Origin of the sequence: Micromonospora sp. NPDC000442 (assembly GCF_042898635.1) — a bacterium.
Lineage (GTDB): Bacteria > Actinomycetota > Actinomycetes > Mycobacteriales > Micromonosporaceae > Micromonospora.
The window spans coordinates 27,383-43,183 of sequence record NZ_JBIAYZ010000026.1; the positions used below are offsets into that span (position 1 = coordinate 27,383).

Below are 15,801 nucleotides of genomic sequence, written 5' to 3' on the forward strand. Positions count from 1 at the left end.
CCGCACGCGGTCAGCTCTGGCCGAGCGTCCTGCCCTGCTCCCGGGGGCGGTGCTCCGTCGGGGCCTCCACGACACCGGCGGCTGACGACTCGGTGACCCACAGCTCGTCGTCGCCGTCGCCGTACTCCCAGGTCTCCTGGTCTCCGTCGCGCGCCGCACCCTTACGCGGAGCCGGGGTGGCCGGCCCGCCGCGTCGGCCACCCAGCGAGGGGGCCGGCCCGGTGGTCGGCGCGGATCGGCCGGTGCCCGCACCGGCGCGTCCGCTCAGATCGGGCCGGGCACCGGCGGTGCTCCCGCCGGCCATCGGCTTGCCGGTCGTGGGTTTGCCGCTGAGTGGCGAACCGGCCCGGGGCGGCCCGCCCGGGGTGGCACCCCGCTGACCGCCGAGGCTCGGCGGAGGTGCGGCGGGACGCCCGGGGGTGGTGCCGCGCTGAGCGGGTCGGGCGGTGGAGCCGGGCAGACGCGGGCTCGACGGCGGTGGGGTGGCCGAAGCGCCCGGCCGACTGCCCAGACCCGACCGGCCCCGGCCACCGCCGGGAGCGCCGGCGCCGGTGTTGCCGGGCAGGGTCGGGCGGTTCGGGGCCGTACCACGCCGGCCACCGCCCGGTGCCCCGGACCCGCTGCCCGGGCCACCGGCACCGGGCAACGTGGGCCGGTTGGGCCCCGGCCCACGGCCACCGGGCGCGCCGGGACCGCCCGCACCCGGCAGGGTGGTCCGTGGTGCGTTCGGTCGCGCTGAATTCGGTGTGGTCAGACCGGGGTTGCCCGGTCTCGGCCCGGGCGGTGCCACCGGCGGCACCACCGGACCGGGCGTCACGGGGGCGGTGGGGGCGGTGGTCACCGGCGGCGCGGTCGGCGGTGGGGCGACGGGTGCGGCGGTGCCACCGGCCAGACCGACGCCCTCCGGAAGGTTCGGTGGCGGCGGTGGCGGCGCACCGGTCGGCGCGTCGCCCCCATCGGGCCGGGTCGGCAGATCCGGCCGGTTGGGCATGGCCGGGCGGTTCGGGGCGGCCCCCTTCGGAGGGGCGCCGGGCGGCGGTGCCCCCGGAGCCCCAGGGCCGGGCACGTTTGACGGACTGGTGATGACCGCGTCCGTCGGGCCCTTGAACTTCCCGCCTCGGGAGATGTTCGAGATGTAGACGTCGATGTAGAGGTCGGCCAGCGGCTTGGCGATGTTCTTGGCGCGCTGGTGGTACTCGCTCTGGACGTCCTCGTACGACTTGGCGTCGTTGCCGGTGACGCCGGGGAGCCAGTCGACCATGTCGGATGCCTGGAAGCCCTCGTCGTTCGAGCGGCGTTCCCCCTGCCGGGTCTGCTCGGCCTGGTACTCCTGCCAGAGGGTCTTCATCTCCCGCTGGGCAGTCTCGATCTTGCTGGCGAGCTGGTCCAGGCCGGTGGCGTTGTCGCTGGCCACGTTCTTCCACTCGTCGAGTGAGTGGAGCGTGGCGCCCACGCGGGACATGAAGACCCGTGCCGCGGGCGACTGCCAGCGGGCGTCCAGGGAGTCGGCGTGACGCTTGAGATTGTCCCGCGTGGTCTGCAGCAGGTTCGCCGCCCGCCGCCACATGTCGGCGAGTGCCGTCGTCCGCTCGTCACTCTCCTTGCGGACGTACTCCCACATATGCTCGATGTTCACCGAATCCCACGCCGTTGGCTCGTACGGCGTGGCCCCGGCGGCCCGCTCGGCCGCGTAGTCGTCCGACACGCCGGCGTACATCGGGTAGCTGACCGGCTGCCAGCCGTAGTAGTCGTCGCTCATCCCCGCTCCTCGGGCCTCGCCTGTGCCACCGTCACCGGAGATCCGACTGATCCAGCCGGAGATCTTCGCCGTGCATGCGTTCGCCGTCGCCGTGAATCACGTACGCGCCGGAGCCCTCACCGACGACCTCCGACTGCGCCCACGCCGGAGACTCCTCGCGCTGCTCACCCGTCGGGCAGGAGTCCAGGCCGTAATAGGGATTCATCGGCGCCGGGTTCAGGGCCGACTCCGGCACCGAGTCCGCCGGGTTCTCCGTGCCCTCCTGCCATCGGCCGCTGAGCGTGTCCTGACCGTCGACGGCGGAGAACGCGTTGTAGACGTCCTCGTTGGTGGCCTGGGCCAGCGCGTCCCCGGTCAGGTACTCGGCCGAGATGGACATGGCGGCCATGCTCAGGGCGGTGAGCCCCTTCATCACGTCGCCCATCAGATGGGAAATCGCCATCCGGCTCTCGTCGTGCCGGCCCCGGAAGAACGCCGCCTCCTTCATCCCGCCGCCGCCGAACGGTGCCTGCACCGTGAGCATGGGACGCAGGCCGTTGTCGAAGCTGGGCTGGAAGTTGGTCTCCATTTCCTTCTGGATCGCCAGCGCGAAATCCTTCAGCTGCTGGATGTCGACGTCGATCTGTTCGTCGACGAGCCACTCGTCGCCCATGTTCCCTCCCCCGTTCGCTCACACGATGCCGGCGCGGCTGCTTCCTTCTCCGACAAGTCGGGGGTCATGCAGCCGCGCACCGTGAGTCCACTCTGGCCGACAGTAGCCTGATCGGGCAACCCCGTACCGGGCTCAAGAGCGTGGCGGAAGGTGCACCAACTGCACCAACCGGGTACCACCACGCCGGGACACCAGCCAGCCCCGGCCCGGTGGCAGCGGCCCGGGCCGGACGGTGCCGAGCAGGACCCCCTCGTCGCGGTTGCCGGACATCACGATGCCCGGCGTGCTGATCTCCCGCAGCCGCATCAGCACCGGCTCGTAGAGCGCCCGACTGGCGCCGCCGGTACGCCGGGCGATGACCACGTGCAGGCCGATGTCCCGAGCCTGGGGCAGGAACTCCAGCAGCGGCGTCAGCGGATTGCTGCCCGCACCGGCCACCAGGTCGTAGTCGTCGACCAGCACGTACAGGTCGGGACCCTTCCACCAGTCGCGTGCCCGCAGCCGTTCGGCATTGATGTCCGGTGGTGGTAGCCGGTCGCGCATCACCGCGGCCACCTCAGCGATGATGCTCTCGGTGACCTGCGCGGTCGAGCCGTACCCGATCAGGTGCGGCGTGTCGATGTCGCCGAGCAAACTGCGTCTGTAGTCGACGATGACGAGCCGAGCCTCGGTCAGCTCGTTGCGGTCGACGATGGTCTGCGCCAGCGCCCGCAGGAAGGTGCTCTTGCCCGACTCGCCGTCACCGAACAGGATGAAGTGCGGGTCGGCGGCGAAGTCCACCTGCACCGGCTGAAGGTCCACCTCGGCGATACCGATGGGGATTCCCGGGCGGCCGGTGTTCGGCAGGCTGCCGTACGGCACCACGGGCGGCAGCAACCGGATTGGCGGTGCGCCCGGCCCCTGCCACGCGGCGGCCAGATCGGTGACCAGCCTCCGCGCGCCCTCGGGCAGAGTCTCCGCCTCCTGCGCGCTGTCCGCTCGTGGTAGCGCCGCCAGGAACTGTTGCCCGTCCGGGGTGATGCCTCGACCCGGTGACTTCTCCGGCACGTTCATCGCCGCCCGCCGGTCCAGGTTGGAGTCACCGGCATCGGCCAGGCGCAACTCCAGCCGGGTGCCGAAGACGTCCCGGACAGCCGGTCGCAGATCCATCCAACGACTCGCGGTCACGACCAGATGGATACCGAAGGACAGCCCCCGATTGGCGATGTCGTTGATCGTCGGTTCCAGGTCCTCGAACTCAGCCCGCAACGTCGCCCAACCGTCGATGACCAGGAACACGTCGCCGAACGGGTCGTCGTCGTGCTGGCCGTGTCGGCGTGCCCGCCGGTACTCGGCCATCGAGTCCACCCCGCGCTCGGCGAACCGCCGCTCCCGCTCACCCATCAGCAGTTGCAGCTCGGCCACGGTACGCCGGACCAGGCCGGAGTCGAGGCGGGTCGCCACCGACCCCACATGCGGCAGGTCACGCAGCGACGACAGGGCACTGCTGCCCAGATCGAGGCAGTAGACCTGGGCCTCGCGCGGAGTGTGCGTCAGCGCCAGGGCGGTGACAACCGTCCGCAGCAGGGTGCTCTTGCCGCTCTGCGGGCCGCCGACGATGACCGCGTGGCCGGCCGAACCGGCCAGGTCGAACCAGAGCACCTCTCGACGCTGGTCGAAGGGCTTGTCGACGATGCCGACCGCCACCTGCAACTCGCCGAGCAGGCCGGCGTGCGCGACGGTGATGCCACGGGCGGGATCCGCGGTCATCGGAGGTAGCAGCTGGTCCAGCGTCGGCGGCTCGGCCAGCGGAGGAAGCCACACCTGGTGCGCGGGCTTGCCTCGCCCGGCGAGTCGACCCACCAGGATGTCCAGCACACTCTCGCCCATACCGTCGGTCGGTTCCGGTGCGGTCTCCTCCTTGGGAGCACGGGTCACCGGCGGGGCGACGTAGGCGGTGGTGTACTCGCGTACCCGATCCTCGCCGTCGCCGGCCGCGACCGCCGCCGCCGTCTTGCTGCGGTAGGTGCCGGAGACGTACGCGGCCTTGAACCGCACCAGCGGCTCGGTGCCGAAACGCAGGTAACCGTGACCCGGCGACCGGGGCAGCTCGTACGCGTCGGTGGCCCCCAGCACCACCCGGGACTCCATCGCCGAGAAGGTCCGCAGACCGATCCGGTACGACAGGTGGGTGTCGAGTCCCCGCAGCCGACCCTCCTCCAGGCGCTGGCTCGCCAACAGCAGGTGCACGCCGAGCGAGCGACCGACCCGGCCGATCTGCACGAACATGTCGATGAAGTCCGGCTTGGCGGTCAGCAGCTCGGAGAACTCGTCACAGATGATGAGCAGGCTCGGCAGCGGAGACAGCGGTGCACCCGCCGCCCGGGCCTTCTCGTAGTCCCGCTGCGAGGCGTAGTTGCCGGCCGCCCGGAGCAACTCCTGCCGACGGACCAGCTCGCCGTTGATGGAGTCGGTCATCCGGTCCACCAGAGGCAGCTCGTCGGCCAGGTTGGTGATCACCGCGCTGGTGTGCGGCAGGCCGTCCAGCCGGGTGAAGGTGGCACCACCCTTGAAGTCGACAAGCACGAAGTTGAGGCTCTCCGAGGAGTGCGTCGCCGCCAGCGCCAGCACCAGGGTGCGCAGCAGCTCCGACTTGCCGGAGCCGGTCGCGCCGATGAGCAGCCCGTGCGGCCCCATGCCGTCCTGCGCCGACTCCTTCAGGTCCAGTTCCACCGGCCCGCCGTCGGCACCCACCCCGATCGGCACCCGCAGCTTGTCGCGGTTGGGCCGCGGCTGCCACGCCCGGTCCACGTCGAACTCGTAGGGATCGCCGATGTCGAGCAGTTCGGCCAGGCCCAGCTCCGTGGTGAGGGGCGTGTCGCCGCTACCCCGAGAGGCGGCGGAGAGGCGGAGCGGGGCCAGTTGCATGGCCAACGCCTCAAGCTCGACCACCCGGCAGTCGTCGGCCCGGCCGATCTCGGCGGGACCATCCACCGTGATGCTGTGCAACCGACGCTCCGCCGACACCTCCAGCACCAGCCGCGCCCGATCGAGCAGGCGAGGTGCCGGAGTGGACAGGTCGAGCAGGGTGACACCCTCCACGCCGCCATCGGTCATCAGGTGATCCGACCCGGCGGTGTCGCCACCGTCGATGACCACCAGCACGTGCGGCCCGGCGACCTGCGGCGTACCGCCGCTGGCGTTGAACCGGGGCCGGCTGGCCAGCACGTCGTCGAGCATCGCCTCCAGACCGGTCACCGAGGGTGCCACCAGGCGCAACTGACCGAGTGCGTCGGTGCGCGACGGGTGCAGGGCATGCGGCAGCCACTTCGTCCACTCCCAGTCGGCCCGTCGGTCCGGTGCCACGCAGATCGCGACGAGCATGTCGTCGGGCGCGTGGAAGGCGGTGGCCTGGGCGAGCACCGCCCGGACCATGCCCCGGGCTGCCGCGGTGTCGCCTCGCAGATGCACCCGGGCGAATCCGTTCAGCGCCATGGTCACCGGCAGATCGGGCACCTCGCCGTAGGTGGTGAGGAACCGGCGCAGCGCGAGCGCGCACATCGGCTCCAGCTTCTCCAACGACGTGGCCGGTGGCGGCACCAGCGGCGTCGCCAACTCCTGCGGCCCGAGGCCGATGCGTACGGCGGCGAAGTCCACGTCGCCGCGCCGACGCTCCCACAGTCGGGGCCCCAGCGGCAGGGACCAGAGGACGTCGGGGTCCGGGTGCCGGTAGAACGCCGCCTCCCGCTGCTTACGGATCGTCTTGAGCACGCGACGCCGTTGACGGGACAGATGCGTCATGTACTCGCGGCGTTTCTGCAGCATCTCCTGCTTGCCCGGTCCGCCGGAGTTGTTGGCCAGCTGCGACCCGAGCATCCCGATGGCGGAGAGTCCGAACAGGCCACCGGTGACGTAGCCGAGGGTCGACCCGCCTCGACCGGCGAACATCAGGGCCATCGCGAACGAGCCGGCGAGCATCGGCAGCAGCATCAGCATCTGCCCCCACGCCTTACCGCTCGGTGCGGGTACCTCGGGCGGCGCATCCAGCAGCACCTCGCCGGAGGGATACTCCGGCTCCGGCTGGCGGGCGGGTCGCTTGACGACCACCGTGCTCACGTGACGGACCTCCGTCGCCTCTCCTGGGTCTGGTGCGCCGCGGTGAACCGCCCCCCGCGTCACCGGCACATGGTAGGTAGCCTTTGCCCGTCAGGACAGCCGCGGGCCGTCGGCCCGCTCCTCGTACCGAGGGGTCGTTAGTGGTCACCCAGGCCGGAACCGGACTCGCGCGCATCGCCGTAGTCGCCCCCAACCGACGGTTGGATCTCGCTCTGCCCGAGCACCTGCCGCTGGTCGGGCTGCTACCCGCCGTGCTTCGACAGGCCGACGAGGAACCGTCGGACGGCACCAGCCACGGAGGCTGGATGCTGCGGCGCAGCGACGGCAACCCGGTCGACCTGACCCGTACGCTGGCCGCACAGAACGTCCGTGACGGCGAGACGCTGCACCTGGTGCCGCGGCGCACCGAGTGGCCGGAGCTGGCGTACGACGACCTGATGGAGGCCGTCGCCGACGGTGCCCGACGACGCGGGGTGGTCTGGAGCCCGTTCGCGACCCGGCTGACCGGTCTGATCGTGGCCGGCGTGCTGCTGCTGCTCGGCCTCGTCGTGATCGTGACATCCGAGGAGCCCGGCTGGCTCGGTGGTGCGGTCGCCCTCGGTGCGGCAGGTCTGCTGCTGGTCTGCGGGATCGTGCTCTCCCGGGCGATGGCCGACTCCCTCGCCGGAGCCGTGGTCGCCGCCGCCGGCCTGCCCTATGCCTTCGTCGGCGGTGTGCTGGTGATCGGCACCGGCGAGTCGGTCTGGGCGCTGGGCGCCCCGCATGTGCTGCTCGGCTCCGCTGTGCTGCTGCTCTCCGGGCTGCTCGGGCTGCTCGGGGTCGGCGATGCGACGAGGGTTTTCGTGGCCGCGGTCTTCGTCGGCTTCTGGGGCATGGTCGGCGGGTTGATCGCTCTCGGTTCGATGGACGCCGCACAGGGCACTGCGATCGTCGTAGGTGCGGTGGCGTTGCTGCTACCGGCCATGCCGCTGCTCTCCGTGCGACTCGGAAAGATGCCGATGCCGGCGTTGCCGCGTACCGCCGCGGACCTGCTGCGCGACGAGCCGCAGCCCAAGCGCGAAGTCATCTACCAGGCCACCGCCCGGGCCGACGAGGTCTTCACCGGCATGGTCTTCGGGGCCTTCGTCGTCACCATCGCCGGCCTGATCGTGCTCACCGCGACCGGCACGCTCGCCGCGCTGCTGCTCGCCGGAATCATCTCGCTGGGCTACCTGCTGCGGGCCCGACTGGTGTCCACGGTCCGGCACCGGGTGCCGATGCTGGCCGTCGGCATGGTGGGTCTGGGTCTGCTGCCTCTGGTCGGTGCGGCCGACGCGTCGACCGGGGCCCGGGTCCTGGCCGTGCTGCCGGTGGCCCTGGTCGCGGCCGGGCTGTCGGCCGCCGCCGGGCTCGCCTACAGCCGGCGTGCTCCGTCGCCCCGACTGGCCCGGCTCGGCGACATGTTCGACATCCTGCTGCAGTTGGCCGTGGTCCCGGTCGCGTGCAGCGTGCTCGGCCTGTACGCGTTCATGCGCGCCATCAACGGCTGACGCCTCCGTCACCAGTCGCGGTCGCTGGCCTCGGACATCTCGTTACCTCGGATCAGGTTGACGATGGCAGTGTCGATGTCGGGGCCGACGAAGAAGTCGTCGGCCCAGTGCAGCATGAAGACCCGCCCCTGCGCGTCGGCGACCAGTTCGGACGGCCCGTCCTCGTTGTTACCGATGGGGAAAACCGGGTTGTCGAACTCCTCGGCGAATCCACGCGCCTTGTCCGTCACGATGCCGCCCAAGGTAGGAAAGAAGTAGCTGGTGAAGCCACCGTCCAGTTCACCGGGAATATCGAGCTGCGGCAGCTCCAGGCCCCCGAACTCGATCAGCGCCGCCCGGACGACTGGTGGACACTCCAGTCCGGCCAGTTCGTCGGCGAAGCGGACCATCCAGTGGTTTACACCGGCGCTGTTGTCGCGGCCGGGAAACCACCCAGCCCGGTCCAGTACCTGTCGCACGTCAGGGGGAAAGCGACCCTCGGCTGCGCGATAGAGTGCGTACTCTTCGGCCACCAGGGGTGCGGACAATGCCGTCCATTGAGAAACTTCACCGGTTTCGCGGTCGATGACCGCTCGGGGATACCCCGTCGACGGTGGCGGCATGGGCACACCGTCGACGACGGCCGTCTCCGGGAGGACGCGCCAGGCGACGTAGCCGAGGTCGAACTCGTACAGATCCACTTCGGGAGCGGGCCCCGGCTTGCCCGCACTTGCCCATTCGCGGGCGATGGCCAGGGCCTCGTCGCGGCTGATCATCGAAGGACTCCTCGGGCTGCCGTCGTCGGTTCCGCCGGCCTACGCCGGATGCGGGCACCGGCCGGCTCGACGCCGTGCCTATGGTAGGCACCGCGGTCCGGAGTTCGTGACCGTGCCGGCGTACGCCAGGGAAGGGGTGCCATGCCGTCGCGGCGGGACCAGGTTCAGTCGTACCAGTTCTTCGTCCAGCGGATGACCTCCGCGCTGGTGGCGCGCGAGCCCGATCCGGAAGCGGCACCGTTCCGCCGGCTGGGTGGTGCCGGCTTCGCCAGCATCATGGTGGCCGTACTCTGCCTGGCCGCGGTGGGGGTGTACGGCCTGCTGCGTCCCGGCGGCGCGACCAAGTGGAAGGAGGGCGGCGCGGTCATCCTGGAAAAGGAGACCGGCACCCGTTACCTGTACCGGGAGGGGCGGCTGCATCCGGTGCTCAACTACGCGTCCGCCCTGCTGGCCATGGAGACTGCGGCACCGACCATCTCGGTTTCCCGCAATTCACTCGTCGGCACCCCGCGTGGCCCGCGCATCGGCATTCCGTTCGCCCCGGATGCGCTGCCCCCGGCCGGCCGCATCCTGGACGGACCCTGGACTCTCTGCACCCAGCCGGCGCGTAACGCGGCCGGCGGTATCGTCGCCACCACCGTGCTCACCGTCGGGCGGGCACCCGGCGGCGGGCGGGAACCGGGCGACAGCGCGCTGCTGGTGCGCGACCGCAAGACAGACCGGCTGCATCTGGTCTGGCACGACCATCGGTACGAGATCCGCAGCGAGAAGGTCGTGTTGGAGGGTCTCACCATGAGCGCCGAGCCGGTGGTGGAGGTGGGTGGGGCGTGGCTGAACGCCTTGCCCGCCGGAGAGCCGATCGCGCCTCGACGGGTGGCCGACCGGGGGACACCCTCGACGGCGTTGCCGGACGCCCGGGTCGGTCAGGTCTTCGTGGTGGAGAGCCAGGGCGGCAGCCGCCAGTACTACCTCGCCGAACGGACGAGGCTGGTGCCGATCACTCCGGTCCAGGCGGACGTGGTGATGGCTGACGGGGAGACCCAGTTGGCGTACCCGGGAGAGGCGAGGCCCTACCCGATCGAACTGGCCGCGGGTACCGCCGCCGCGGCGCCCAAGGCAGCCGCGCCGGCCCAAGGACGGCATCGCGCGCCCGAGCAGCGGCCGGAGATCGCCCGGTTGGCCGGCGACCAGCCGGCGATCTGCGCGGCCTACCAACCGGGCGCCGATGAGCCGACCCTGCTGCTCGACGCGCAGGTGCAACCGGTGCGTGAGCCGGTACGCACCGGCGAACAGACCGGTGACGGGATCCCGCTGGCCGACCGGGTCGTCATCGAGCCGGGTCACGGCGTCCTGGTCGCCGCGGTCTCCTCCCCTGACCAGGAGACGGGCACCCTGAACCTGGTCACCGACCTGGGTCACCGTTACCCGCTGGCGTCCGAGGGCGTACCTGCCATTCTCGGCTACTCGGAGGTGCAACCGGTACGGCTGCCCGCCAGCCTGGTGGTCCGCCTGCCTGCCGGGCCGGTACTGGACCCGACGACGGCGAAACTCGCGCTCGACCCGGAGTGACCTGACCAGCCACAATGGAAATGCGGGTCGAGCAACGGTCTAGCGCGGGCTGGACACGACCCGTTACCGTTCGTACGACGATGGTGCGCGAGCACCGACTGACAGGACGCCCCGGTGAATCGGGGCGATCAATTGAGGACGGGGGTGACTTCCGCCATGTCGATGAACACCGACACCGGCTTGATGCTGAAGACCGAAGGTGACGTCGATGCCGTCGCCGATCGGCTCACCGGCAACCTCAACTCGCTGATGGACCAGCTCGCGCCGCTGTACGACCAGTGGAAGGGCGCTGGCGCCGGTTCCTTCCACCAGGTGCGTGAGCGGTTCGACCAGGACATGGCCCGACTCAACGTCGCGCTGCGGGCGATCGCCGAGGCGGTCGGGTCTGCCGGTAAGGACTACGACGTCAGTGACGAGGAGATCCGTGCCGACATGGACAGCGCGGGTGCCACCGCCGGCCAGATCACCGCGGCGCTGAAGCTCTGACGGGGGAGAAGACTCATGACGGAGATTCGGTACAACTTCGCCGGGCTGAACGCCGCAGCGGACAGTTGCAGTGGTGCGGTCCGGAACATGACCGGGGAGCTGGACGGGCTCAAGTCCGGCATCGCACCGCTGCTGGCCACCTGGGACGGTGACGCCCGCGAGGCGTACTTCCAGCGGCAGAACGAGTGGGAGTCGGCCGCCAACGACCTTCGTGACCTGCTCGGTCGGATCGAGAAGGCGCTACGCGAGTCGGCCGCGAAGATGCAGGCCCGTGAGGCCGCGAACCGCGCGAAGTTCGGCGGCTGAAACCCAGACCGCAGCACCGATGGCCCGGCCCGTGCCGGGCCATCGCCGTCTACGCCGCATGCAGTGCTCGCCGTCCGATCACCGGCGCCGACTTCGCACTCAACCGCGCGGCATCGAACTTGGTACCCGGAAGAAGATTTCCTCGGGCTCATCGATCTCCGGCTCGGTCGGGGGCGGTGCCGACGGGCGGGTGGGTCGCCACCGGGTGCGACGGCCACGCGGCAGCAGCGCGGCCAGCACCGCGACTCCAGTTGCGACCGTCGCCAGCGCGAGGCCGATCCAGAGGGCCAGCCGACCGAAGACCGCCCAGCGCTCCGCGCGAGCCTGCGCCGCTGCGTCGTACGGCACGTCGGGCAGCGGCGGTTGGGTCACCGGTGCTCCGGTGGTAAGTCGTTCGGTGACGGCCCGGTACGGGTTGACCACGCCGCTGCCGTAGCCGCGTGTGGCGTCGCCCCGGGCCGGATCGGCGGTGGCCAGTAGCCGTCTGGTGACTTCCCGGGCCGACAGGTTCGGCTCCGCCGCGCGGATCAGTGCGGCGGTCGCACTCACCATCGGGGCGGCGAAACTCGTGCCGTCGTAGGTGTTGTGCCCGACCAGCCTGGTAGCCGCCACCACCGCGCCGCCCGGCGCGACGATGTCCACGTACGGCCCGATCTGGGACTGCCGGATCCGGGCACCGTACTGGTCGACGGCGCCCACGCCGATCACGCCGTCGTAGGCCGCGGGGTAGGGCACCGGATCGGGACGGGCACCGTCCTGATGCTGGTTGCCGGCGGCGGCGACGAGCACGACGTCCTTCTCCAGCGCGTAGCGGACGGCCTGCTCCACGTCCGGGTCCGGCTGGTACAGCGTCACCGACAGGTTGATCACATCGGCACCATCGTCGACCGCGTGCCGGATGGCCTGCGCGAAGACGGCCCCGGTGACGGTGTCACCGCCAGCGCCCGGGCCCTCGTTGGCGTTGCGTTCACTGACCCGGATCGGCACGATCGTGACATCGGGCGCCAGACCGTGGAAGCCCACTCCGTCCTGGCGGCGAGCGGCGATGATGCTGGCCACCGCAGTGCCGTGGGACACACAGTCCACGTCGCCGCCAGGGGCGTCGCGCAGGGCGTCGAAGCCGGTGGCCACCCGACCGGCCAACTGGGGGTGACTGCTGTCGGTGCCGGAGTCGACGACCGCGACCCGCACTCCCGCGCCAGTGCTGAACGGCCACACCCGCTGCGGGGCGAGCCACCGCTGATGCCAGGGCGTCTCGGTATTGACCTCTCCCGGATCGCTCGGATTATCGCAAATCGCCGGTGCGGCAGCCGCCTGGCTCGCGACGGGAAGTGTCACAGCCGTGGGCAACAGCGTTCCCACCAGCGCGAACGTCGCCAAAGGACGGTTCCGGAACATGTCTGCACGCCTCCCGTCAACCGGTCCCGCTGCATCCTAGCGGCGGGCGGCCTCCAGACCGGGCACGCCGATGTCGTGCCCATTCAGTATGGTCGAGTCGTCACGCTCGGGCGTTGGCGGCGGACGGGACCTGCGCGGGGAGGAACACGCCATGGACGTACAGGCGCTGCGCGCCCGTGCCGACGAGCTGATGGCACAGTTCGAGCGGATGCGCTCCGGCGTCGGCGACCTGCAACAACAGCTCAAGACGGTAAAGGCGACCGTCACCTCCGAAGACGGCCTGGTCACCGTGACGGTCGGTCCTCGTGGCCAGGTGACGAAGGTCGAGTTCGATCCGCGGATCTACCGCCGGCCCAACTCGAAGGAGCTTTCCGCCACGGTCACCGAGACGATCCGGCGGGCGACCGAGCAGGCGATGGCCGAGGTCGAGAAGCTGGTCCGACCGTTCGTACCGGACAGCCAGTTCCAGGCCTACATCGATCACGATCTCGACGGCATCTTCCGTCAGTTGGACAGCGATCTGCCCGGGGAGGAGAGACGATGAGCGAGCTGCGCGAGACCTTCGTCAAGCCCGACGCTGCCCTGGAGGGCGCCAACGAACTCGGCGCGGCCGGTGCTCGGCTCGCCACAACCTGGCAGAACCTCGCGGCGACCATCGGGACCCTGAACGGAGACCGGCCCTGGGGCGACGACGAGCCGGGCAACGAGTTCAACAAGAACTACCTCGGCGGCGACGATCAGCCGGCGCAACGGGTCCTCGACCTCGCCGCGGATCTGGTGCCGCTGGTCGAGGTGCTGGGCCCCACGGTCAAGGGGGCGGTCGAGGGGACCGTCGACACCGACGACATGGTCAAGACGCTGTTCGGCGGAGACGACAAGTAGCAGTTCGCCCGCTACGGGTCGACATCGAACAGAGGGGCGTTCGGGGTGGCGATACCCAATCCCAGGAACTCGCTGGGCGAGTACGCGTGGGTCTGGGACGCCATCTGCTGGGTGAGCGCCGGAGAGGCGTGGCCCAGCGGCGACGAGGACCGGATGCGGGAGTTGGCCGACGCGTGGCAGGCGTTGGCCGATGCGGTCAGCGAATCGCTCGGCCAGGCCGATCCGGCGGTCATGAAGATCCTGCAGAGCTGGGGCGGCGGTGCCGGCGAGGCGTTCGGCGGGCTGTGGAATCAGATCGGTGTGGATCCGAACACCGGCCTGCCGCTGATCCAGGAGATCTCCGCAGCGTACGCCGCCGGCTGTGACCAGGCTGCTCTCGAAATCGAGTACGCGAAGCTGACCGTGCTGATCGCGGTCATCATCACCGTCATCGCGGTCTTCGTCGCGCTCCTGATGGCCTGGTTGGGTGGGGTGTCCGCCGGGGCCATCCCGGGCATCCTGGCTGGCGGCCGGCAGGCGGTGACGATCGCCTTCCGACGGTTGATCGCTCAGCTGGGTCGGCAACTGCTGACCCGGGCGGGAATGCGGGCCGCGCTGCGGCTGGCTGGCACCCGGATCGGCCAGATGGCCACGAGCCAGGGCTTCCGGCAGGGCCTCAATCGCCTCGGCCGTGAGTTGGTGGAGGAGATCGGCGAGGAACTGATCATCGACGTCGGTGCCCAGGCGTACCAGATGCACACCGGCGAGCGGCGACAGTGGGACGGCAACCGGACCCTCACCGCTGGCGTGGGTGGTGCGTACGGTGCGGTGCTCGGCACCGGCATGAGTTGGGCCGGCCGGCGGGCGGCACCCCGCATGCCGTTCTCGTTCAGCCCGTCCCAGCTCTCCTTCCGGGGCAGCGGCATGGTTCGCTGGGGCAGCACGAGTCTCGCCTCCGGTGCCCAGAACGCCGTCATCTCGCCGGCAGCCAGTGTGCTCGCCAACGGCACGATCAACGGGCAGTGGGCCATGCCGGGTGCGGACGCGTTCCTTGGCGGCTTCGCCAGCGGTGCCGGTCGTACCGGGGCGACGATTGCCGGCGGCGCCGCCGGCAATTTGGGTGCTCGGGTCACCAACTGGGGTCTCGGCGGGATCGGCGTCGCTCCCGGCGCTGGCCCCGCCGCGGGCGGGATCGATCCGGGCCTGGGTGTCGGAGGTGCGAACAGGCTCGGTGATCTCGGCGGCGGCACCAACGGCGCTGGTGCCGGCTCGACCGGCGGTGGCTCCACGTCGGGTGCCGGTGCGACCGGTGGCGGCACGGGCTCGGCATCGGACGGCGGCTCGGCCGCCTCCGGTGGTAACTCCGGGGCGAGCGTCGGTGGATCCGGTTCGGACGGTGCCGGCAGTTCCAACGGAGCGGGCGGTACCTCCGGGGCCGGGACGACCGACTCAGGCGGCGGCGCGACGCAGAACGGCACCGGCACGGTCCCCGACAGCGGAGCGGGTTCGATCAGCCTCGCGCCTCCCTCGGCGGACGGTTCGGTGGCGCCGACGAACGATGGTTCTGGTGCACCGGCAGTGGATGGCGGTGCGGCGACCGGGGACGCGGCCACGGCCGCCGACCCGTCGCGCGTCGACGGCTCCACCGGGATCCCGGTCGGAGTGCCCGGCGAAGTAGCGGCCACGGCGCCGGACGGCACCCCGGCCGCCAGCGACGGCGTCGGGGATGGTGGCACCGCCACCAACGACCAGAAAGGCGGGCCGGAAGGCCGGAGTGCGCCGGTCGCCGAATCACCTGGCACCGACCGGACCAGCACGAGTACCAACACCGACACCAGCGTCAGCGACCGGACGACGAGCGAGGCGACGGCTCAGACCGACGGTCGGCTGGCCGCGGGCCCACCGGTGGACGTCACCGCCGCACCACCCGCCGACGGCTCGACCGGGTCCGGTGCAACGGTGGCCGACAGCCCGCCAGCTGACGTCACCGACGGAGGGCCGGTCGACACCGCCGGCCCGTCCGTCTCCACGGATGCGCCACCCACCGTCCTACCGGGTACGACAGCCCCGGTGACGACGCCACCAACCGCCCCGGCGGTAGGGACGCCTCCCGGCACGGCCGCGCCCGCGGGACCGACCACCGCAACGAACCCGACGCCCACCACCGGTACACCCGCCACGACCGGCCCGCAGGTGGCGAACACTCCGAACACCTCGACGCCGACCACGACCGGCACACCGAGCACGGGCACGAACACCCAGCAGCCCTCCGGCAACACCACCACGCAACCGACACCCGGCCGGGGCACGCCGGTCGGACCGGCGGTCAATCCGACAGCGGCGAACACGGCAGGCTCGATCTCCCTCGCGCCCGCTGCGGGCCCGACCACG

11 protein-coding genes are annotated in these 15,801 nt (G+C 71.1%); 6 read left to right on the forward strand and 5 right to left on the reverse strand.

The annotated features are described in order from the left end of the window. Nucleotides 1-10 precede the first annotated feature (10 nt). The 3 genes from ACFY2A_RS27685 to eccCa all read right to left on the reverse strand — a co-directional run bounded on the left by ACFY2A_RS27685 (nt 11) and on the right by eccCa (nt 6,506). Nucleotides 11-1,759, reverse strand: coding sequence for a hypothetical protein (locus tag ACFY2A_RS27685; protein WP_387175880.1), 1,749 nt, complete (start codon nt 1,757-1,759; stop codon nt 11-13). Between the two features lie 31 nt (nt 1,760-1,790). Further along, the gene (locus ACFY2A_RS27690) at nt 1,791-2,411 is read right to left on the reverse strand and encodes a hypothetical protein (RefSeq protein WP_387175882.1); all 621 of its coding nucleotides are present in this window, start codon (nt 2,409-2,411) and stop codon (nt 1,791-1,793) included. A gap of 132 nt (nt 2,412-2,543) precedes the next feature. After that, nucleotides 2,544-6,506: a type VII secretion protein EccCa gene (gene eccCa, locus ACFY2A_RS27695; protein ID WP_387175884.1), complete on the reverse strand. Its 3,963-nt coding sequence runs from the start codon at nt 6,504-6,506 to the stop codon at nt 2,544-2,546. A 140-nt stretch (nt 6,507-6,646) separates the two neighbouring features. Here eccCa and eccD point away from each other — a divergent pair, with 140 nt between their 5' ends. After that, the gene (gene eccD, locus ACFY2A_RS27700; protein ID WP_387175886.1) at nt 6,647-8,035 is read left to right on the forward strand and encodes a type VII secretion integral membrane protein EccD; all 1,389 of its coding nucleotides are present in this window, start codon (nt 6,647-6,649) and stop codon (nt 8,033-8,035) included. Between the two features lie 8 nt (nt 8,036-8,043). Here eccD and ACFY2A_RS27705 read toward each other — a convergent pair whose 3' ends face one another. Further along, the gene (locus tag ACFY2A_RS27705) at nt 8,044-8,790 is read right to left on the reverse strand and encodes an SUKH-3 domain-containing protein (protein ID WP_387175888.1); all 747 of its coding nucleotides are present in this window, start codon (nt 8,788-8,790) and stop codon (nt 8,044-8,046) included. A gap of 141 nt (nt 8,791-8,931) precedes the next feature. Here ACFY2A_RS27705 and eccB point away from each other — a divergent pair, with 141 nt between their 5' ends. From eccB to ACFY2A_RS27720, 3 genes are all read left to right on the forward strand, one after another. After that, nucleotides 8,932-10,359 (forward strand): type VII secretion protein EccB, encoded by a 1,428-nt coding sequence (eccB, locus tag ACFY2A_RS27710; protein WP_387175890.1) that lies wholly within the window; start codon nt 8,932-8,934, stop codon nt 10,357-10,359. A 156-nt stretch (nt 10,360-10,515) separates the two neighbouring features. After that, nucleotides 10,516-10,845, forward strand: a complete 330-nt coding sequence (locus tag ACFY2A_RS27715; RefSeq protein ID WP_155221728.1) for a WXG100 family type VII secretion target — start codon at nt 10,516-10,518, stop codon at nt 10,843-10,845. 15 nt (nt 10,846-10,860) lie between these two features. Then, nucleotides 10,861-11,151, forward strand: coding sequence for a WXG100 family type VII secretion target (locus ACFY2A_RS27720; protein ID WP_363925431.1), 291 nt, complete (start codon nt 10,861-10,863; stop codon nt 11,149-11,151). 99 nt (nt 11,152-11,250) lie between these two features. Here ACFY2A_RS27720 and mycP read toward each other — a convergent pair whose 3' ends face one another. Beyond that, entirely contained in the window at nt 11,251-12,549 is a 1,299-nt protein-coding gene (mycP, locus tag ACFY2A_RS27725; protein ID WP_387175893.1) for a type VII secretion-associated serine protease mycosin, read from the reverse strand. Between the two features lie 151 nt (nt 12,550-12,700). Here mycP and ACFY2A_RS27730 point away from each other — a divergent pair, with 151 nt between their 5' ends. Together ACFY2A_RS27730 and ACFY2A_RS27735 are read left to right on the forward strand one after the other, a co-directional pair. Next, nucleotides 12,701-13,093: a YbaB/EbfC family nucleoid-associated protein gene (locus ACFY2A_RS27730; protein ID WP_387175894.1), complete on the forward strand. Its 393-nt coding sequence runs from the start codon at nt 12,701-12,703 to the stop codon at nt 13,091-13,093. Beyond that, nucleotides 13,090-13,431 (forward strand): hypothetical protein, encoded by a 342-nt coding sequence (locus ACFY2A_RS27735; protein ID WP_357589290.1) that lies wholly within the window; start codon nt 13,090-13,092, stop codon nt 13,429-13,431. Before ACFY2A_RS27730 ends, ACFY2A_RS27735 begins: the two co-directional genes overlap by 4 nt. Nucleotides 13,432-15,801 lie beyond the last annotated feature (2,370 nt).